At 73.1% G+C, this 20,571-nt stretch carries 16 protein-coding genes and 1 riboswitch; of the genes, 7 read left to right on the forward strand and 9 right to left on the reverse strand.

All coding sequences use genetic code 11. The features are described from left to right. Positions 1-894, forward strand: a complete 894-nt coding sequence (locus ACFVDM_RS17235) for an esterase/lipase family protein (protein WP_383639790.1) — start codon at positions 1-3, stop codon at positions 892-894. A gap of 296 nt (positions 895-1,190) precedes the next feature. Then, complete coding sequence (locus ACFVDM_RS17240) at positions 1,191-2,759, forward strand: M23 family metallopeptidase (RefSeq protein ID WP_383639793.1); 1,569 nt, start codon at positions 1,191-1,193, stop codon at positions 2,757-2,759. A 54-nt stretch (positions 2,760-2,813) separates the two neighbouring features. On the opposite strand, the gene pcrA is transcribed toward ACFVDM_RS17240, so the two are convergent. Continuing rightward, a complete protein-coding gene (pcrA, locus tag ACFVDM_RS17245) occupies positions 2,814-5,252 on the reverse strand; it encodes a DNA helicase PcrA (RefSeq protein ID WP_383639796.1) in 2,439 nt (812 codons plus the stop codon). 257 nt (positions 5,253-5,509) lie between these two features. Beyond that, positions 5,510-5,676, forward strand: a riboswitch (cyclic di-AMP (ydaO/yuaA leader). Here pcrA and ACFVDM_RS17250 point away from each other — a divergent pair. Beyond that, positions 5,675-6,853: an NlpC/P60 family protein gene (locus ACFVDM_RS17250; RefSeq protein ID WP_383639799.1), complete on the forward strand. Its 1,179-nt coding sequence runs from the start codon at positions 5,675-5,677 to the stop codon at positions 6,851-6,853. It overlaps the preceding riboswitch by 2 nt. Positions 6,854-6,919: 66 nt before the next feature. Here the strand turns inward: ACFVDM_RS17250 and ACFVDM_RS17255 are convergent, their stop codons facing one another. Continuing rightward, positions 6,920-7,273: a hypothetical protein gene (locus ACFVDM_RS17255; RefSeq protein ID WP_383639802.1), complete on the reverse strand. Its 354-nt coding sequence runs from the start codon at positions 7,271-7,273 to the stop codon at positions 6,920-6,922. A gap of 354 nt (positions 7,274-7,627) precedes the next feature. Here ACFVDM_RS17255 and ACFVDM_RS17260 point away from each other — a divergent pair, with 354 nt between their 5' ends. Further along, positions 7,628-8,674 carry an NlpC/P60 family protein gene (locus tag ACFVDM_RS17260; protein ID WP_383639805.1) on the forward strand — a complete coding sequence of 349 codons (1,047 nt, stop codon included), beginning with the start codon at positions 7,628-7,630 and terminating at the stop codon, positions 8,672-8,674. 59 nt (positions 8,675-8,733) lie between these two features. After that, positions 8,734-9,510 (forward strand): GNAT family N-acetyltransferase, encoded by a 777-nt coding sequence (locus tag ACFVDM_RS17265; RefSeq protein ID WP_383639808.1) that lies wholly within the window; start codon positions 8,734-8,736, stop codon positions 9,508-9,510. Positions 9,511-9,519: 9 nt separating this feature from the next. On the opposite strand, the gene ACFVDM_RS17270 is transcribed toward ACFVDM_RS17265, so the two are convergent. Next, on the reverse strand, positions 9,520-10,224 hold the full coding sequence (locus tag ACFVDM_RS17270) for a LuxR C-terminal-related transcriptional regulator (protein ID WP_383639811.1): 705 nt from the start codon (positions 10,222-10,224) through the stop codon (positions 9,520-9,522). Next, a complete protein-coding gene (locus ACFVDM_RS17275; RefSeq protein WP_383639814.1) occupies positions 10,208-11,506 on the reverse strand; it encodes a PspC domain-containing protein in 1,299 nt (432 codons plus the stop codon). Before ACFVDM_RS17275 ends, ACFVDM_RS17270 begins: the two co-directional genes overlap by 17 nt. 187 nt (positions 11,507-11,693) lie before the next feature. On the opposite strand from ACFVDM_RS17275, the gene ACFVDM_RS17280 reads away from it, so the two are divergent. Further along, the gene (locus tag ACFVDM_RS17280) at positions 11,694-13,001 is read left to right on the forward strand and encodes a PspC domain-containing protein (protein ID WP_383639817.1); all 1,308 of its coding nucleotides are present in this window, start codon (positions 11,694-11,696) and stop codon (positions 12,999-13,001) included. Between the two features lie 156 nt (positions 13,002-13,157). Here the strand turns inward: ACFVDM_RS17280 and ACFVDM_RS17285 are convergent, their stop codons facing one another. The 4 genes from ACFVDM_RS17285 to guaA form a co-directional block, all read right to left on the reverse strand. Continuing rightward, positions 13,158-13,667 carry a DoxX family protein gene (locus tag ACFVDM_RS17285; protein ID WP_383639820.1) on the reverse strand — a complete coding sequence of 170 codons (510 nt, stop codon included), beginning with the start codon at positions 13,665-13,667 and terminating at the stop codon, positions 13,158-13,160. A gap of 149 nt (positions 13,668-13,816) precedes the next feature. Beyond that, positions 13,817-15,082: a hypothetical protein gene (locus ACFVDM_RS17290; protein WP_383639823.1), complete on the reverse strand. Its 1,266-nt coding sequence runs from the start codon at positions 15,080-15,082 to the stop codon at positions 13,817-13,819. 126 nt (positions 15,083-15,208) lie between these two features. Beyond that, positions 15,209-15,979 (reverse strand): class II aldolase/adducin family protein, encoded by a 771-nt coding sequence (locus ACFVDM_RS17295; protein WP_383639826.1) that lies wholly within the window; start codon positions 15,977-15,979, stop codon positions 15,209-15,211. A 178-nt stretch (positions 15,980-16,157) separates the two neighbouring features. Then, entirely contained in the window at positions 16,158-17,744 is a 1,587-nt protein-coding gene (gene guaA / locus ACFVDM_RS17300) for a glutamine-hydrolyzing GMP synthase (protein WP_383639829.1), read from the reverse strand. 363 nt (positions 17,745-18,107) lie between these two features. On the opposite strand from guaA, the gene ACFVDM_RS17305 reads away from it, so the two are divergent. Further along, complete coding sequence (locus ACFVDM_RS17305) at positions 18,108-18,413, forward strand: chorismate mutase (protein WP_383639832.1); 306 nt, start codon at positions 18,108-18,110, stop codon at positions 18,411-18,413. A 261-nt stretch (positions 18,414-18,674) separates the two neighbouring features. Here the strand turns inward: ACFVDM_RS17305 and ACFVDM_RS17310 are convergent, their stop codons facing one another. Next, entirely contained in the window at positions 18,675-20,549 is a 1,875-nt protein-coding gene (locus ACFVDM_RS17310; protein ID WP_383639835.1) for a peptidase, read from the reverse strand. Between the last annotated feature and the right edge of the window lie 22 nt (positions 20,550-20,571).

The raw sequence follows: 20,571 nt of genomic DNA on the forward strand, positions 1-20,571 counted from the left end.
ATGCGGACCCCGACGTTTCTCCCCTCGATGCCTTCCCTCCCCTCGGTGCCCCGGATGTCCGGGGCCGTACTGAGGGCCGCCGCACTGGAACTGGTGGTGCTCGCCGGGCACGCCCTGCTGTACCCCACCGGGGTGACCGGCGAACGGCACCCCGCGAACGACCCCCCGGCCGGTCCCCCGCGCGATTCCCCGGCCGGACCGACGGAGCGCGGCTCCGGCGCGTCCGGCCGCGCGGCGGCGCTGCCCGTGTCGGGTCCCGGCCACCGGCCCGTGATCCTGCTGCACGGCTTCATCGACAACCGTTCCGTCTTCGTCCTGCTGCGCCGCTCCCTGGCCCGGCACGGCTGGCACCATCTGGAATCGCTCAACTACTCCCCGCTGACCTGCGAGATCCGCACCGCCGCCGAACTGCTCGGGCGGCACGTGGAGGAGATCTGCGCCCGTACGGGGCAGCGGGAGGTCGACATCGTCGGGCACAGCCTGGGCGGGCTCATCGCGCGCTACTACGTCCAGCGGCTGGGCGGCGACCGGCGGGTCCGCACCGTCGTCACGCTCGGCACCCCGCACGGCGGCACCGCGCTCGCCCGGCTGGCCGGAGCCCATCCCATCGCCCGCCAGATGCTCGGCGACTCGGAGCCCATCCAGGAGTTGCGGCTGCCCGCGCCCGGCTGCCGCACCCGCTTCGTCAGCTTCTGGAGCGAACTGGACCAGGTGATCGTCCCCGCCGAGGCGGCCTGTGTCGACCATCCGGACCTGGACGCGGTCAACGTACGCGTCACCGGGATCGGCCACCTCGCCCTGCCGGTGCACCCGGCCGTCGCCGCCGCCGTCCGCGAGGCGCTCGACGCCGACACGCCGGACCACGGGGCCACGGGCACGGCCTCGGTCGCCTGAACGCGCGCCCCCGGGCCGCCCCCTTCTGCCCCGGAGCGCCCTCCGAGAGCCGCTTGGAACGCCTCGGAGGAGGCCCTCCGAGGCCTCAAGAATCGAACGAGTTTCGAACATAGAGCCAAGGCTGTGTGCGCAGCCCGCCGAAAGACGGCCGATTGCCCGTTTCCTGAGCGCGCGGGGGCGGCCGAAGATTGTCGGCGTCGCATACCGCCGGGTACAGTCGCGGCCACTGCTTACCCTCCGGAGTCCCCCACCGGACGCCGGAGACTGGTCCTGCTGCCGAGGCGAGAGAGAAGTTGGTGAACGACCAGCCCCCCTACGCCGGGTACGCCGGGTACGACAGCCACTCCACGGGCAGCTTCGACAGCGACCCGCTCTTCGGCTCCCTGCCCGGTGGACACGACGCCTCGTACGACACCTCGGCGGGTTACGCGTCGCCGTACGCGACCGAGGACGGGACCGGATACACCGGCACGTACGAGGCGTACGGGACGGCCCAGTGGGACACGGGCGGGCACCCGACAGTCGGCTATGGGCACACCGCCGATTACACGGCGTACACGGCACAGCCCCAGCAGCACCCCTCGTACGACGCGTACGGCACCTCGGACTCGTACGACGCGACCGGCTCGTACGGCACCACCGACACGTACGCCACCACCGACACGTACACCGCCACCGGAACGTACGGCACGGCCGACTCGTACGACCCCGCCGTCTACGACACCGGTGCGACCTGGCTGCCGACGGACGGCGCCCTGCCGACGGTCCCGGCCCAGGGCGGGGCACCCGACTCCTCCGGCCAGTGGGACACCACCGCCTGGTACGCGGACGGCCGGTGGGCGGCCACGGACACCGCCCGGTACGACACCGGCGCCTACGACGCCACCGCCTGGAACACCGGGGCCGAGGCCGCCCCGCACGACACGTACGAGCACTCCGCGCCCACCGAGACCGCCGTCGCCGTCGAGCCGCCGGCCGGGCCGGCCGCCGAGCCCGCCCCCGAGCCGGACGCGGGCTCCGCCTTCGACCCGTACGAGCCCTACCGCGCCGCAGCCGAAGCCGAGCACACCGCGGCCGACGACGCCGGCCACGGCGGCCGGCCCGTCCGGGGGCGCAGCCGCCGGCGCTCCCCCGCCAAACGCTCCGCACTCCTCACCGTCGCCGTCCCCTCCGCCTGCGTGATGAGCGTGGCGGGCATCGCCGCGGCCTCCGTCGGCGGCATCGGCGGGCTGGGCGGGGGCGAGGAGAAGAAGGACGACACGATGTCCATGGCGGCCGCCGACCCCGGCACCGTCAAACCGGTCGCGGCCAACAACAAGCTGGACACCCAGCTCGCCAACCTCAGCGCCGACGCGGAGAACTTCGCGGACCGCGCCAGCCGCACCCAGGAGCGCATCGACCTCAAGGCGCGGCAGGCCGCCGAGAAGAAGAAGCGCGAGGAGGAGGCGGCCCGCAAGGAGGCGCTGCGCCCCAAGTTCGTCCTGCCGGTCAAGCAGCACGGTCTCAGCGCCTACTTCGGCCAGGCGGGCGTCAACTGGATGTCGGTGCACACCGGCATCGACTTCCCCGTCGGCCCCGGCACGCCGGTGATGGCGGCGACCGACGGCACCGTGCGCACGCAGTTCAACAGCGCCTACGGGAACATGGCGATCGTGACCATGGCCGACGGCACGGAGACCTGGTACTGCCACCTCTCCAGCACCCGGATCCGCTCGGGCCCGGTCAAGGCCGGCGACGTCATCGCGTACTCCGGTGACACGGGCAACTCGACCGGACCGCATCTGCACTTCGAGGTGCGGCCCGGCGGCGGCGCGGCGATCAACCCGCTGACCTGGCTCCGCAGCCACGGCGTCAACCCCACCTGAGCCCTGCGGCATCCCGCACCCGGGAGCCGGTCACGGCTCCCGGGGCGGCGCGGGTCAGAGCTTCTCGACCGGCGCGTACCTCAGCAGCAGCTTCTTCGGGCGTTCGTCGCCGAAGTCCACCGTGGCCTTGGCCTGGTCGCCGACGCCCTCGACCGCCGTCACCGTGCCCAGACCGAACTGGTCGTGGGTGACCCGGTCCCCGACCGCCAGCGAGACCGTCGGCTTCTCCGAGGCCCGCCGGGTCGCGAAGCCGGAGGGCCCGGAGCGCGCGCGGGAGGCGGAGAGCGACGAGGTGATGCCCGAGGTCGGACCCGCCGGGGCCGCCATCGGGCCCTTGCGCTTCCACTCCAGGTGCTGGTCGGGGATCTCCTCCAGGAACCGCGACGGCGGGTTGTACGAGGGCTGGCCCCAGGCGCTGCGCATGGCGGCGCGGGTGAGGTAGAGGCGTTCGCGGGCGCGGGTGATGCCGACGTACGCGAGACGGCGCTCCTCCTCCAGTTCCTTGGTCTGGCCGAGGGCCCTCATGTGCGGGAAGACGCCGTCCTCCATGCCGGTGAGGAAGACCACCGGGAATTCGAGGCCCTTGGCGGTGTGCAGGGTCATCAGGGTGATGACGCCGGAGCCGTCGGTGTCCTCGTCCGGGATCTGGTCGGAGTCGGCGACGAGCGCGACCTTCTCCAGGAACTCCGCCAGGGTGCCCGCGCCCTCCTCCTCGCCGCGCTCCTGCTCGAATTCGAGGGCGACGGCGGCGAGTTCCTGGAGGTTCTCGATACGGGTCTCGTCCTGGGGGTCGGTGGAGGCCTGGAGTTCGGCGAGATAGCCCGTACGCTCCAGCACGGCCTCCAGCACGACGGCGGGTCCGGCGCCGGACTCGACGATCGTGCGCAGCTCCTCCATCAGCGTGTTGAACCGCTTGACGGCGTTGGCCGAGCGCGCGGCCATCCCGTACGCCTCGTCGACCCGGCGCAGCGCCTGCGGGAAGGAGATCTTCTCGCGCAGGGAGAGGGCGTCGATCATGGCCTCGGCGCGGTCGCCGATGCCGCGCTTGGGGACGTTGAGGATGCGCCGCAGCGGGACGGTGTCCTCGGGGTTGGCGAGGACCCGGAGGTAGGCCAGGACGTCCCGGACCTCCTTGCGCTCGTAGAAGCGCACGCCGCCGACGACCTTGTAGGGCAGGCCGACGCGGATGAAGATCTCCTCGAAGACACGGGACTGCGCGTTGGTCCGGTAGAAGACGGCGACGTCGCCGGCCTTCGCCTCGTCCGTGTCGGTCAGCCGGTCGATCTCGTCGGCGACGAACTGGGCCTCGTCGTGCTCGGTGTCCGCGACGTAGCCGGTGATCCGGGCGCCGGTGCCGGCCTTGGTCCAGAGGTTCTTGGGACGGCGGCTCTCGTTGCGCTCGATGACCGCGTTGGCCGCGGAGAGGATCGTCTGCGTGGAGCGGTAGTTCTGCTCCAGCAGGATGGTGGTCGCGTCCGGGTAGTCCTCCTCGAACTGGAGGATGTTGCGGATGGTGGCGCCGCGGAAGGCGTAGATCGACTGGTCCGCGTCACCCACGACGCACAGCTCGCCGGGGGCGTCGTCGGGGCCCGTGGGGCCGACCAGCTCCCGTACGAGGGTGTACTGCGCGTGGTTGGTGTCCTGGTACTCGTCGACGAGGACGTGGCGGAAGCGGCGGCGGTAGTGCTCGGCGACGTCGGGGAACGCCTGGAGCAGGTGGACCGTCGTCATGATGATGTCGTCGAAGTCCAGCGCGTTGGCCTCGCGCAGCCGGGCCTGGTACAGCGTGTAGGCCTGGGCGAGGGTCTTCTCGAAGCCGTCGGCGGCCTGGCCGGCGAAGGTCTCCTCGTCGATCAGCTCGTTCTTCAGGTTCGAGACCTTCGCCGTGAACGACTTCGGCGGGAAGCGCTTGGGGTCGAGGTCCAGGTCGCGGCAGACCAGGGCCATCAGGCGCTTGGAGTCGGCGGCGTCGTAGATCGAGAACGAGGACGTGAAGCCGAGCTTCTTCGACTCCCGGCGCAGGATGCGGACGCAGGCGCTGTGGAAGGTCATGACCCACATGGCGTTGGCCCGGGGCCCGACGAGCTGTTCGACGCGCTCCTTCATCTCGCCCGCGGCCTTGTTGGTGAAGGTGATCGCGAGGATCTGGCCCGGGTGCACCCCGCGCTCGGCCAGCAGATGGGCGATGCGGTGGGTCAGCACCCGGGTCTTGCCGGAGCCGGCCCCGGCGACGATGAGCAGCGGGGAACCGGAGTGCACCACGGCGGCGCGCTGCTCGGTGTTCAGCCCGTCGAGCAGTGCGGCGGCGTCGATGACGGGGCGGTGGGCGCCGTCCCGGTAGTACGCCTCGCGGGGCGGCGGGGGCCCGTCGTACACGCCCGCGAAGAGGTCCTCCGGCACCTCTTCGGGCGCGGAGTCCTCGGGGGGCGGCGGGGGCCCTTCCTCCGGTTGCTGGAGGCCGGCCAGGAAGCTGTCGTCAAAGAGGCTGCTCATCGCTGTACGAGTCTAGGCGGGCGCACTGACAGGTGGGGGCGGAGTGGTGAACAGCTCACCTTCGCCCGATACGCAGGGCGACCGTCGGGCCGCTCCCGGTAAGGGAAACGCCGGTCGGAGGCACCCCCGGCACCCCGATCCGGCAAGGTCACAAAAACGTATCGGGCATATCGAACACCAACCTTCACAGGGGCACCATGAGTTGGCTAGCGTGCTCCGTCGGGCGGCCCGTACCCCCAGAGGCGATCCACGCCGAGCGGGCGGCCACGCCGAATCCGGGCTGCGCGCACGAGGCGCCCGGAACCGGGGACCCACACGAAGCACCGGGGTGAATCGGTCCGCAACCCCCACCTGGACCGTAGGGCAGCCTTCCGTTCCGCCCGAACCCGACAGCTAACCCGGTAGGCGGTCCACGGAAGGAGATGCAGACCTTGGCGTCGCATCGCAAACCGCGCACCCGGGTGCGCACCACCGGCCCCGCCGTCGGGATCACGACCGCCGCTCTCGCGTCCGTGACCCTGCTGTCGTCGCAGAGCGCGCTGGCCGCGCCGGCCCCCAAGCCGAGCATCGAGGACGTCCAGAAGAAGGTCGACGACCTCTACCGGCAGGCGGGGACCGCGACCCAGCAGTACAACCAGGCGAAGGAGTCGACCGCCGCCCAGAAGTCCAAGGTGGACACGCTCCTGGACGACGTCGCCAAGCGGACCGAGAAGCTCAACGAGGCCCGCAGGACGCTCGGCACCTATGCCGCCGCCCAGTACCGGGGCGGCGCCCTCGCGCCGACCGCCACGTTCTTCCTGGCCGACGACCCGCAGTCGTTCTTCGACCAGAACCACCTCATGGACCGGATGACCGAGCGCCAGACCAAGGCGGTCTCGGACTTCCGTACGCAGCAGGCGAAGGCGTCCAAGCAGCGGGCCGAGGCCGTGAAGAGCCTGGAGACGCTCACCGAGTCCCAGGCGGCGCTGCGGACCAGCAAGCAGGCCGTCCAGACGAAGCTGTCCGAGGCCCGGACGCTGCTGTCGAAGCTGACCGCCGAGGAGAAGGCGCGGCTGGCCGAGCTGGAGCGGAAGAAGGAGGCCGAGGCCAAGCGCAAGGCCGCGGAGCTGGCGAAGAAGCAGGCCGCCGCGAAGGCCGAGGCCGACCGCAAGGCCGAGGAGGCAGCCGAGGCCGCCAAGCAGAGCGGCGGCGGCACGGACGCGGGCAGCGGCACCGGAACCGGTACGGGCACCGGCTCGGACAGCAGCGCCACGACGAAGGCCGACAAGGTCATGGCGTTCGCCGAGGCCCAGATGGGCAAGCCGTACGTGTGGGGGGCGACCGGCCCCGCCTCGTACGACTGCTCGGGGCTGACCCAGGCCGCGTGGAAGGCCGCCGGGGTCGACATCCCGCGGACCACCTGGGACCAGGTGAACATCGGCACCCGGGTCGCCACGGCGGATCTGCGCCCCGGTGACCTGGTCTTCTTCTACGACGACATCAGTCACGTCGGCATCTACAAGGGCGACGGCATGATGATCCACGCGCCGAAGCCCGGGGCGAACGTGCGCGAGGAGTCGATCTACTACATGCCGATCTACGGAAGCGTGCGCCCGGCCTGACGGGTCCGCGTCCGAGACGCCGAGGGGCCGGCCCGTGAACGGACCGGCCCCTCGGCGTCTCGGCGCTCAGGTCCAGAGCGTGGCGATGAAGATGTTGACGACGGTCAGTCCGCCGACGGCGGCGAAGAGGCCCTTGTCGACCTTCTCCTCGTCGCGCTTGACGTACACGATCCCGAGGATGACGACCAGGATCAGCAGCTTGATGCCGATCTTCACGTTGTTCACCGGGTGGTCGTCGGCCTGGTCGAGCCCGACGAGGGCGATCCCGGTGACGAGCATGGTCAGCGCACCGTGCAGCATCGCCGGGACGAACCGCGCCGTGCCGGCCCCCATGGCCTTCATCTGGGTGAGGAATCCGCCCAGCAGGGAGGCGATGCCGATGATGTGCAGGGCGACGAAGACATCGATGAGTACGCGCATGGCTCCGCAGCCTAGCCGCGCCCATACCAGCACCCGGCAGCCAGGTGGGCCTTCCTGACCGTTTGACCGGAGGATGCACGAATTGCCTGACTCTGGTGCGGTATTTCCGGTCATCAAGGAACAACGCAACGCCAAATTCAGACAATAGCGGTCATTACAACTCCTGCCCGTGCCCCGGGTTTAGCGTCCCGTCCAGGTGACCCCCCACCACCGGCCCCCGTGCGGGGCGGTGCGCCGGCGGTCGCCCCGCCGGGTCCCGCGGCGGGCCGCACCCCCTGTGCGCGGTCCCCCGCGGGAGCGGCGGGCCCGCCGGTAGGCCCCGGCGGGCAGTCGCAAGGAAGGACGCCCGCCCTCGTGGCAGCGCACCGCAAGACCAAGCAGCGCCCGCACACCGGCACTGCTGCCCGCACCGCCGCGACGCTGGCCCTCGCCGGGGCCGCGACGGCCGCCGCGTTGCCGGGACCGGCGCACGCCGATCCCGCCCCCACCGCCGCCCAGGTCAAGGCCCGGGTCGACCGGCTCTACCGGGAGGCGGAGGCCGCCACCGAGCAGTACAACGGCGCCAAGGAGAAGGCCGCCGCCACCGCCCGCTCCGTGGACGCCCTGCGCGACGAGGCCGCCCGCCGGACCGAGCGGCTCAACACCGCGCGGCAGGCCCTCGGTGCCTACGCCGCCGCGCAGTACCGTTCCTCCGGCATCGACCCCGCCCTGCAGCTGGCCCTCTCCTCCGACCCGGACCAGTACCTCCGCCGCGCCGCGTACGTCGAGCGGGCGGGCGAACGCCGCGCCACCGAGCTGCGCACCGTGCGGCGCCAGGTCGCCGACGTCGCCCAGGTCCGCGCCGAGGCCGCCGGGCAGCTGCGCGAGCTGGCCGCCCGCCGGGCCGCCCTGAAGGAACACAAGGACACCGTCCGCGCCAAGCTCGCCGAGGCCCGGCGCCTCCTGGCCCGGCTGACCCCGGCCGAGCGCGCCGCCTTCGACGCCTCGGAGGGCGGCCGGGGCGACGTCCACGCCGGCCGGGGCGCCCCGCGCGGTCTGACCGCCGCACCGGGCAGCCGCGCCGCGCAGGCCGTCGCCTTCGCCTACACCGCCCTGGGCAAGCCCTACGTCTGGGGCGCCACCGGCCCGTCCTCCTTCGACTGCTCCGGGCTCACCCAGGCCGCCTGGCGCGCCGCCGGTGTCTCGCTGCCCCGCACCACGTACACCCAGATCAACGCCGGCCGGCGGGTGTCGCGCTCCGAACTCGCCCCGGGGGACCTGGTGTTCTTCTACTCGGGCATCAGCCACGTCGGGCTGTACATCGGCAACGGGCGGATGATCCACGCCCCGCGCCCCGGCGCCCCGGTCCGCATCGCGCCCATCGACCAGATGCCCTTCGCGGGGGCCACCCGGGTGGCGTAGGCTCCCGGGCCCGGCCCGATCCGCCGGCCCAGACCCAACGGCCCGAAGGACACCCGCACATGCCGATGGACGCCGACGTCCAGCACCATGCCCGCACCCTCGCACTGCGCTCCCCGGACCATGTCCGGGTCGGGCCGTTCGTGATCCGCTACAACCCGAAGTGGTCGCTGAAGTACGCCAACTACGCGATCCCCGACCAGGACGCCGAGCCGACGCCCGGCGAACTCGACGCGCTCGTCGCGGCCTTCCGCGAGCGGGACCGGATGCCGCGGCTGGAGTTCCTGCCCGGTTCGGCGCCCGCCGTCGAACCGGCGCTGCTCGCCGCCGGGTTCACCGTGGAGAACCGCGCCCCGATCCTCGCCTGCGCCCCCGGTGAGCTGGTGGACCCGAAGCCGGTCGCGGATCTGGCCGTGGCGGAACCGGCCACCGGAGCCGAGTTCGCCGCTGCCGCGCTCGTCCAGCACCTGGGCTACGGCGGCGAGGGCGAGCCCGAGGAGGGCACCGCCGCATGGCTGCGCGACGCGGTGGCCGGGGGCGGGGTCGCCGCGCTCGCCACGGTCGGCGGCGTCCCGGCCGGCGCCGGCGGCTGCTCGGTCCCGGTCGACGGGCTCAGCGAGCTGGCGGGTCTGGCGGTCGGTGCGGAGTTCCGCCGCCGGGGCATCGGGGCCGCGCTCTCCGCGCATCTGACCCGGACCGCGTTCGAGCGGAGCTGCCGGGTGGTGTGGCTGGAGCCGGGCGACGCCGAGGTGGAGCGGATCTACGCGTCCATCGGCTACCGCCGGATCGGCGAGAAGCTGAACATCTCGCTCGATCCGGCGGCACCGGACGCGGTGTGAGGGCCGGGATCAGACCAGCCGGCGGGCCGTCGCCCAGCGGGTCAGCTCGTGGCGGTTGGAGAGCTGGAGCTTGCGCAGCACGGCGGAGACATGGGACTCGACCGTCTTCACCGAGATGAACAGTTGCTTGGCGATCTCCTTGTACGCGTAGCCCCGGGCGATCAGCCGCAGGACCTCGCGCTCGCGCTGGGTCAGCCGGTCCAGGTCCTCGTCGACCGGGGGCGCGTCCGTGGAGGCGAAGGCGTCCAGGACGAAGCCGGCCAGCCGGGGCGAGAACACCGCGTCGCCGTCCTGGACCCGGAAGACCGAGTCGATCAGGTCGGCGCCGGTGATGGTCTTGGTGACGTAGCCGCGGGCGCCGCCCCGGATGACGCCGATGACGTCCTCGGCGGCGTCCGAGACGGACAGCGCCAGGAAGCGCACCGGGTTCTCCACCGCGCCCATGAACGGGGCGCAGCGGCGCAGCACCTCGACGCCGCCGCCGCCGGGGAGGTGGACGTCGAGGAGGACGACCTCGGGGCGGGTCGCCGTGATGACGGTGACCGCCTGGTCGACGTCGGCGGCCTCCCCGACGACCTCGACGCCGGTCTCCTCGGTGCGGCCGATCTCGGCCTGGACCCCGGTGCGGAACATCCGGTGGTCGTCGACGAGCACGACTCGTACCCGGCGCTCCGGGCCCTCGGTGCCCGCGGTCGCCTCAGTGGTCCCGTTCATCGCTCGTCCTCTCCATCTCCAGCTCGACTTCCGTGCCCCCGCCGGGCACCGAACGCAACCGTGCGGTGCCGCCGTTGCGCTGCATCCGGCCGATGATCGACTCTCGTACACCCATTCTGTCCCCCGGTACGGAGTCCAGGTCGAATCCGGGGCCCCGGTCGCGGACCGAGACGAAGACCGTGCGGCCCTCGACCTCCGCGTAGACCTGGACGGCCCCGCCCTCGCCACCGTACTTGGCGGCGTTCACCATCGCCTCGCGCGCGGCCTGCATCTGTGCGGCCAGCTTCTCGTCGAGGGGGCAGTCGCCGACGACGACGACCTCCAGGGGGACGCCGTGCTTGTCCTCGACCTCGGCGGCGGCGCGTTTGACGGCCTCGGCCAGGGTCTCGGGTTCGTCGTCCTCGTCCTTGCCGGTGCCCTCGGGGTTGTAAAGCCAGTTGCGCAGTTCGCGTTCCTGGGAGCGGGCCAGCCGGCGGACCTCGCCGGCGTCGTCGGCGTTGCGCTGGATCAGGGTGAGGGTGTGCAGCACGGAGTCGTGGACGTGGGCGGCGACCTCGGCGCGCTCCTGGGCCCTGATGCGCATCAGGCGTTCCTCGGAGAGGTCCTGGGTCATGCGGACCAGATAGGGGCCGGCCAGCAGGGCGATTCCGGCGAGGACCGCGATGGCGGCCGTCATGACGTTGCCGAGCTGGGCGGCGGAGCCGCGGACGACGATGAAGCCCGTCAGGCCGAGGCCGACCAGGGCCACGCCGGCCAGTCCGCGCGCCAGGTGCAGGACGCTGCGGCGGCTGCCGACCTCCATCCAGCGGGCCCGGCGGGCGTTGTCGGCCTGCCGCCAGACCAGGACGGAGCCCGCGCCGATCAGCAGGGTCGGCCAGATGTAGCGGTCGGCCTTGCTGCCCATGTCGACGTTGCCGACGAAGATAAGGGCGCCGATGAAGAGCGCGATGAGGGCGAAGACCTGGCCCTTGTCGGGCTTGCGGAGCCGGCGGGTGCCGTCGGGGGCGGTCTCGAAGACGGACCGGGGTCCCTCCACCCCGCCGACGCCGAGCGGCACCACGATCCAGAACACCGCGTACAGCAGGGCGCCCAGCCCGTCCGCGAAGAACAGTCCCACGAAGACGAAGCGCACCCAGGCGACCGGCAGTCCGAGGTGTCCGGCGAGTCCGCGCGCGACCCCGCCGAGGAGCCGTCCGTCGGCGCTGCGGTAGAGCTTGCGCGGCGGTGGCTCCTCCTGATCGGGCGCGTGGGAGCTTGCGGCTCGGGACGTGGCGGCTGGCATGCCCCGATCGTCACACGTCCGTACGGGTGGTGGCATCAGGGTCTGCCCCCAGTTCGACCCTGAGGGCAACCCCCCGGCACCGCGATCGGGGTCCCGGGCCGCCCCTGAGACCCGCCGGGGCAATATCAGGGACCGGCCAGGGTCGGGGCGGGTGCCGGACGGCGGCGGGGGCCGTCAGGATGGAGCCATGACCACTCCTCAGGCTGCGCCGTCCGGCGTCGTGCCGCCCTCCGCTCCTCCGCCGCGCCTGTATCGCAGCGCGCGGCAGAAGGTGGTGGCCGGGGTGTGCGGCGGGCTGGGCCGTTACTGCAACGTCGATCCGGTGATCTTCCGGATCGTGCTCGGTGTGCTCTCCGTGACCGGTGGGCTCGGCCTGGTCTTCTACGGTTTCGCCTGGCTGCTGATCCCGCTGGAGGGCGAGGAGGAGAACGAGGCGCGCCGGCTGCTGTCGGGCCGGGTGGAGGGGGCCTCGCTGATCGCGGTGCTGTGCGCGCTGATCGGCTGCGGGCTGTTCCTGTCGATGCTCGGCAACAGCGGGACGCTGGCGTTCTCGGCGATGCTCACGGTCGCGGTGGTCGGTTTCACGGTCTGGTCGCGGCAGCGCCGTACGGCCGACGCCCAGGAGGGGTCGGGGCCGGCAGCCGAGCGGGCGGCGGCGGACGCGCCGCCGGAGGTGAAGGCCCCGCCGACGCCGTCCGCCCCGTCCTGGTGGCGGGACCCGATCGTCAAGGACGGGACGACGGGGCCGGTGGCGGCCGGCTATCTGTGGGGGCCGGCGGACGCGACCGCCGACGGCGGGGCCACCGGATCGACGACGTACGCGCCGTTCCGCCCGCCGCCGAGGTCGCGGGAGATCAGCCGGCCGTGGTCCGCCGGGTTCCCGGTGTTCCTGACGGCGGTCGTGGCGGGCGGTCTCGGCATCTGGCTCAGCTGGGCGTCCCAGCCGCTGGGGACGAGCCTGCAGATCGGTCTGGCCTCGGCGCTGGCGGTGTTCGGGCTGGCGATGGTGGTCACCGCCTTCGTGGGGCGGACCGGCTTCGGCACGCTGCTGCTGGCGATGGTCACGGCGGGGCTGCTGGCGGGCGCGTCCACCCTGCCCAAGGACATCACCACCCACTGGGTGAGCGAGGAGTGGCGTCCGGCGACTGCGGCCCAGGTGCTGCCCCGGTACGCGGTCGGCACCGGCCAGGCCGAGCTGGACCTGGCCCGGCTGGTCGTGCCGAAGGGCGACACCGTACGGACCCGGGTGGAGGCCAGGGCCGGCCGGGTGCTGGTGCACGTCCCGCAGGACACCACCGTGACGGTACGGGCCCGTAGCGACGCGGGCGTCCTCGTCGTGATGGACGGGAAGACCAAGGCGGACGTGGACGTCACAGCCGCGCTGGACGAGCGCCGGACGCTGCCGCCCGCGGCGGGGAGCCGGCCGGGCGGCACCGTCGAACTGGATCTGGAAGTCGGCTACGGACAGGTGGAGGTCAGGCGTGCCGCGTCATGAGATCCGGCCCGGACGGGCCGTGGCGGGATTGGTGATGCTGACCCTGGCCGCCGGGTACGGGGCCGACGCGGCCGGGATGTGGAACGCGCCGCCGCAGTTCTTCGTGGGGCTGTTCTGCGGCGGTCTGTGGGCGGCCGTGCTGGTGACGTGGACCGGTTACCGGATCCGTCGCCGCCGGCTGGCGAGGAAGGCGTCGGCGGAGAGCGTGGGCGCCCCGCCGAGCAGCAGCGGCAGCCAGGCCATGAGGTAGATCAGGTCGTTGCCCAGGTAGTAGGGCGAGACCTGCCAGCTGACCGTCAGCCACAGGCTGAGCGAGATCAGCGCCCCGCCGAGGGCCGCGATCCGGGTCCACAGCCCCAGCAGGGCGCCGATGCCGACCGCCAGCTCGCCGAAGGCGATCGCGTAGCCGAAGCCGGCCGGGGCCTTGAGGGCCAGGTCGACGAGGCCCGGGATCGCGGCGGAGTCCCGTACGGCCGACATCTGCGCGCCGATCGAGCCGTCGCCGGTGGCGTGGAAGAAGGCGCTGTCGGTGAGCTTGTCGATCGCCGCGTAGAGGAAGGTGACGCCGAGGAAAATCCGCAGGGGCAGCACGGCGTTCTCCCGCGCCAGCTCGCCGAGCCCCTTGCCCTCGCCCGGAACGCGCCCATTCGTGCCGTACCCGTGCATGGTTCTCCCGCCTCTCCTCGGCCCGCCCGCGAAACCCTCGGTCCCGTCACGGGGCCGTTCGACCCTCGCCGGACCGTTCGATCCGTCACTCGACCTTATGTACGCCTCGGGCGCGCGTCGCACCGGGTGTGCGGCGGGGCGGTCCGGGTTCAGTCGGTGACGTCGATCGCGACGCGGTTGGACTCGGCGCCGGACGCGGTGACCACCTGCACCTCGACGGTGCCGGGCTCCACCTCCACCGGCACGGGCACCGTGAGCACGGTGTCGGTCGGGTTGGCGAAGCCGCCGGGGACCGGGACGAGCGGGACGTGGACGTGGACGGTGCCGATGCGGACGACCAGCCGGGCCAGCCGGTCGGGCGTCCCGGCGCCGGGCGGCACGAATCCGGCGCCCCGGATCTCGATGTCGTCGCCGGTGCGCACCGGGGCGTCCAGATCGCCGGCCTCCCGGGACCGGACGACGGACAGCACGACCGGCCGGCCGCCCTCGGTGTACTTCCCGGCGAAGTAGGCCGCCGCCGAGACGGCGACCAGCAGGGCGAGCCCCCACGGCAGATCGGGCAGCTGCTCGGGCCGCCGGGCCAGCCGGACCGCGGCGAAGACCACGGCGGCGGCGGACACCAGCACATAGGTCACATCGGTGAAGCTGCCGCGCCCGGCGTCGTCGGTGAGCAGATCGGCGGCGCGCGGCCGGTCGGCCCGGATCTTCTGCAGCCGGCCCGACAGCACCCGTACGGCGACGACGCGGCGGACGACGACGGCGACGGCGCAGACCAGGGCGAGCACGCTCACCACTCCGGCGCCGCGCGCCAGGTCCAGTCCCTCGATCAGCGCGTCGCGCCGCGCGGGCCCGGAGGCGGCGGCCAGCTGGAGGGCGAGGACGAGGACGGCGAAGACCGCCAGGAGCACCCAGCAGGCGGCGACCGTGCGGGAGGTGGAGAGCCGGTTGTCCTCGCCGATCAGCGGGGCGAGGAGGCCGCCGCGGGCCCGGTGCACATGGGCGGCGGCGGTCAGGAGCGCGGCGGTGACGAGTGCGGCGATCAGCCCGGCGGTCCTGGCGTGGGTCCAGCCGGCACCGATGGCGGTGGCCGCCTCCGCGACGGCCAGGACGGCCACGGCGCCCCAGACGGTGACCAGGGTCCGCTGCCAGACCCGGTACAGCCAGGCGTCGCCGGCCTCGCGGCCCCGGTCCGCGACGGCCCGCGCGGACTGGGTCAGTTCGTCCGAGACCCACTGCCGGGTCGCCGAGGCCGACTGGGCGACCCCGGCCGGAAGCCCCTGGCCCGCGGCGAGCTGGTCCCGCCGGGCCAGGAACGCGGCGACCGCGCGCCGGTGCCCCTGACGTGCTCCGTGCGGACAGTCGCCGCACGTGCAACCCCCGCCGTGCGTGCTCTGCCCCGCCTCGTCCAACGCCACGGAGAACGCCGCCCTTTCCCACCCGGTTCAGCCGCAGGACCACCCCAACTCGGCTGTGATTGCTGCGAATTGTGCCGTACGACGGGGACGGCTCCCGCATCGGGGCACACCGGAGGGGCGGGTTCGTCAGAATGTTCGGGAGATACGGCGCCACAGGGGCTGGTAGTTGATCCACGCCACCAGATCGCTGCCCAGCTGCTCCCGGGTGGCGACCGCGTCCCGGTGCTCGATCAGCACGGGTTTCCCGGCGGCCCGCGCGGCCAGCTGGACCCGGCAGGACCGCTCCATCGTGAGGAACCACCAGGCCGCCGCGTCCACCGAGTCGCCCACGGTCAGCAGCCCGTGGTTGCGCAGCACGATCGCCTTGCGGGGCCCCAGCGCGGCGGCGATCCGGTGGCCCTCGTCCTCGTCCACCACGACCCCGGTGTACGCGTCGTAGAGCGCGTGGTCCTCGTAGAAGGCGCAGGACTCCTGGGTGATCGGTTCGATCAGTTCACCGAGCGCGGCCAGCGCCCGTCCGTGCACCGAGTGGGTGTGCGCGACGGCGACGACGTCGGGACGGGCCCGGTGGACCTGGGCGTGGACGGCGAAGGCGGCCTGGTTGACGTGGTGGCGGCCCTCGACGACCTGGCCGTCGCCGTTCACCAGGATCAGCTCCTCGGGCCGCAGCCCGTCGAAGGGGACCCCGAAGGGGTTGACCCAGTAGCAGTCGGCGTACTCCGGGTCCCGCGCCGTGATGTGCCCGGACACCCCGTCCTCGTATCCGAACTCCCCGAACAGGCGCAGCGCCCCGGCCAGGCGCTCCTTGCGGTGCGCCCGTTCCTCGTCCGGGCCGGCGTGCACGGGCGGCATCGCGAAGCGGAGCTGGTCCAGGGGTACGGGTACGGGCTCGGGCATGACGGCTCCTCGGGGCTCCCCGGCGTACGGGATCAGACGTACGGGACCGGAAGTTACCGCCGGTCGCCGCAGGTCGCCAGAGGTATCCCCGAGGGATTACGGAGCGGAGGGGCCCCGGACGCGGCGATGCCGCCGCCCGTGGGTACGGACGGCGGCACCGGCGGGGCTCCGGGAGGGGCTACTCCCACTCGATGGTCCCCGGCGGCTTGCTCGTGACGTCGAGCACCACGCGGTTCACATCGGCGACCTCGTTGGTGATGCGGGTGGAGATCCGGGCCAGCGTCTCGTAGGGCAGACGCGACCAGTCGGCCGTCATGGCGTCCTCGGACGAGACCGGGCGCAGCACGATCGGGTGACCGTAGGTGCGGCCGTCGCCCTGGACGCCGACGCTGCGGACGTCCGCGAGCAGGACGACCGGGCACTGCCAGATGTCGCGGTCCAGACCGGCGGCGGTCAGCTCCTCGCGGGCGATCGCGTCCGCCTCGCGGAGCAGGTCGAGGCGTTCCCTGGTGACCTCGCCGACGATGCGGATGCCGAGGCCGGGGCCGGGGAACGGCTGGCGCTGGACGATCTCCTCCGGCAGGCCCAGCTCCTGGCCGACCATCCGGACCTCGTCCTTGAACAGCTGGCGCAGCGGCTCGACGAGCTCGAACTCGATGTCGTCGGGGAGGCCGCCCACGTTGTGGTGGGACTTGATGTTGGCCGTGCCGGTGCCGCCGCCGGACTCGACGATGTCCGGGTAGAGGGTGCCCTGGACGAGGAAGGCGACCTCGGGACCGTCCTCCTGGAGGATCTCCAGCTGCGCCTGCTCGAAGACGCGGATGAACTCCCGGCCGATGATCTTGCGCTTGGTCTCCGGGTCGGAGACGCCGGCCAGCGCGTCCAGGAAGCGCTCGCTGGCGTCGACGACCTTCAGGTTGGCGCCGGTGGCGGCGACGAAGTCCTTCTCGACCTGCTCGGTCTCGCCCTTGCGCATCAGGCCGTGGTCGACGTAGACGCAGGTGAGCTGGGAGCCGATGGCCTTCTGGACGAGGGCCGCGGCGACGGCGGAGTCGACACCGCCGGAGAGACCGCAGATGGCGCGCTTGTCGCCGACCTGGGCGCGGATCGCGGCGACCTGCTCCTCGACGACGTTGGTCGTCGTCCAGTTCGGCTCGATGCCGGCGCCCCGGTAGAGGAAGTGCTCCAGGACCTGCTGGCCGTGCGTGGAGTGCAGCACCTCGGGGTGGTACTGGACGCCGTAGAGCTTCTTCTCGTCGTTCTCGAAGGCGGCGACCGGGACGACGTCCGTGGACGCGGTGACGGTGAAGCCCTCGGGGGCGGCGGAGCAGGCGTCGCCGTGCGACATCCACACCGACTGCTCGGCCGGGGTGCCCTCGAAGAGGGTGGAACCGCTCTTGGAGACGGTCAGCGGGGTGCGGCCGTACTCGCGGGCCCCGTTGTCGTCGACGGTGCCGCCGAGCGTGGTGGCCATCAGCTGGAAGCCGTAGCACATGCCGAAGACCGGGACCCCGGCCTCGAACAGCGCGCGGTCGAGCGAGGGCGCACCCTCCGCGTACACGGACGAGGGCCCGCCGGAGAGGATGATCGCCCGGGGGTTCTTGGCCAGCATCTCGGCCACCGGCATCGTGGACGGCACGATCTCGCTGTAGACCCGGGCCTCGCGGACCCGTCGGGCGATGAGCTGGGCGTACTGGGCGCCGAAGTCGACAACGAGGACCACGTCGGTGGCGGTGTCGGGGGAGGCGGGGGGTGCTGCTGGCACGGGGCGGCCTTCCGGCGGTGGAGAGGGGGTCGGTTCTTCCGATTCTACCGGCGGCCGCGGACGTCCCTCGTCGCCCGGGGAGCCACCGGGGCGGGCCCCCGGGGAGCGGTGCCCCGGGCGCCGCCCCCGTCTCACCATCCGGGCCCGGTTCCGGTCCGGGGCGGGCCCGGGTCCATACTGTCCCCATGCGTCAGCACACGACCTTCGTCTTTACCTATGGCATCCGGCCCGCCGGCTGCCATGGTCGTGCTGCTTGAGCAACTGACAAGCAACGTTCCAGGCGCCCCGGGCCGACAGGCCCGGGGCGTTCTGGCGTTCCGGGGCCGTCGGACCCGAGGGGCCGCACCCACCGGGAGACCCGCCATGAGCAGCACCACCACCGCCCCCGTGACCGCCGCCGAGCGGACCGGCGCGCACACCGACGAGGCCGCGGCCCTGATCGGCGACGCGCGCGAGCGCATCGACTCACTGGACGACCGGATCATCGGTCTCATCCAGGAACGGATGGCCGTCTCCACGGTCATCCAGGAGGCCCGGATCACCTCCGGCGGCCGCCGGGTCAACCTCTCCCGCGAGATGGAGGTCCTCGGCCGCTACCGCGAGGCGCTCGGCAAGCCCGGCACCCCGCTGGCGATGACCCTGCTGGAGCTGTGCCGGGGCCGCGTCTGAGGCGCCCCCGGCCCCTGTCCGGGCGGCCGGGACCGGTTCCGAGGCTCCCCCCGGACCCCTGTTCGGGCGGATTCTCACCCGTACGGCGCGTGACCGGGGCCCGCACGGCTTCGTTGGTCCCGGTGTCCGTGCCAGCCAGGGGCGGCCATCGGTTCGACACCACGCGTGGCTCCGCCGGAGCGTGTGGCGTGCTTCGGGTACGCCGTGGGACCGCGCACCGGCGTGTGTGACCGGTCGGCAGGGGACAGCAGCCCGGTCACTTCAGGAAGGCAGGCTCCAGGGACGCCCGGGGCCTGCCTTCCGTCGTGCCGCCCGCGCAGTCGCGTACAGCACCCCGCCCGCCAGCAGGGCCGCACCGGCCAGGAGCGCGGCCGGGCGCGCGTCCGTGCCGGTGGCGGCGAGCCGGCCGGCGGTGGCGGGCCGGGGGCCGGCGGTCGCTGCGGATGACGGATCGTCCCCGGCGGGAGCCGGACCGGCCGCATCGGACGAGGGGGTCGGGGCGGGGCCGGCGGTGCCGGATCCCGCGGTGCCGCCCCCGGAGTCGTCGGGCGTACCGGAACCGTGGGCGTTCAGGACGACAGCCGCCGCGTTGTTCGCCGGGTCCGGATCGAAGGGCGGCGGCCCGTCCGTCCCCGTACGGTGCACCGCGACCGTGCCGGTGGCCCCCTCGACGACCTCGGTGATCCGCAGGGTGAACGGCAGGGCCACGCCCCCGTCCTCCCGTACGGCGGGCGGCGCCGCGCACACGTAGCGGACACCCTCGCCCCCGTCGCCTGCCGTCGCGCGCCGGCAGGCGGCGGGGGCGCGGACGACCTCGGCGCCCTCCGGGACGGTGAAGTCGATCTCGGCCACGGGCCGCTCCTCGGTGACGTCCCCGATCCAGGCCGGGCCGCGGTTGCGCACGCCGATCTCCGTCTCGACGGTGCTTCCCGCCCCGCCCCGCGCACCGGCGCCGTACGCTACGAGGTCGGCGGTGTTCGTGGTGGTGAAGTCGGTCTCGCGCTGGTTGTCGCCGGGGGTGAGGTCGGCGGAACGGGGGGTCGCCAGGGCGGCGAGGGCCAGTACGTTCCCCCGCTCCCCCGGGACGGCACGGGCACGCTTCGCCGGCGCGGCGGTGGTCGTGGGGCCGCCCTCCTCGACGCGGTAGCGGAGGGTGTCCCGGTAGGCGCGCGCGGTCGCGCGCAGCGTCAGGGGTTCGGCGAGGGTGTAGGTGGCGCCCGCCTCGAAGTCGCCGTCGACCGCGCAGACGGCGGTGGTCCAGACGGGAAAGCCCCGCTCCGCCCTGTCGTCGGTGTAGACGCAGTTCTCGAACCGCTCGGTGAACTCGATGCCCCGGGTGGTGCCGAGCGTGAGCAGCACACCGTGGGCGGCACGGGTCCCGGTGTTGGAGAAGGTGAGCGGGACGGGCTGGGTGCGGCCGGGGGTGAGGTGCTCCTGGAGCGGGAGCCGCTTCATCACGAGGTCGGGCCCGCCGACGGTGATCCGGGTGGTGAACGGGGCGAACGCGGTGCCGTTCGCCTCGCCGGTGATCCGGACGGCGGCGGACGCGCCGTCGGCGCTTCCCCGGGCGGCGGTGACGAGGAGGGCGGGCAGCGGGTTGCTTCCGGGCCGCAGTCCGGTGCCGTGGCAGACGGCCCGGGTGCCGGTGACGGCGCACCGGACGGGGCCGTCTGTGCTTTCGAGAACGGCCTTCGTTTCGAGAACGGCGTTCGTTTCGAAAGTTGTGCTTCTTTCGAAAGCACCGTGCGTTTCGAAAGCTGCGTCCGCTTCGAAAGCCGAGTTCATTCCGAAAGCCGCGTCCGTTTCGAAAGCCGCGTCCGTATGGAAGGCGACGTTCGCGACGCCCGCGAGGGCGCCCAGGTCGAAGGTCACGGTGTAGGCACTGTCCGGTCCGCCGTCCGCCCGCTCCGGGACCTCGACGCGCGTCTCGACACGCGCGGGGCTCGGGGCGCCCTGGGCGGGATACGGGTGGACGGCCGTCTCGACGGGTCCGGCGAGGGCCGGTGCGGGGGTCGCCGCGCGGGCCGGGGCGCCCAGGGCGAGCACACCCGCCGCCAGCAGTCCGGCGGCGGCCAGACCTCCCACCGCGCGGCGCAGGGCGTCCAGGGCCGGCCCGGAGGCAGTCGTGCTTCTCATCGCGGGACCTTCTGAGGTCGAT

This window comes from Streptomyces sp. NPDC057682 (assembly GCF_042799575.1).
Lineage (GTDB): Bacteria > Actinomycetota > Actinomycetes > Streptomycetales > Streptomycetaceae > Streptomyces.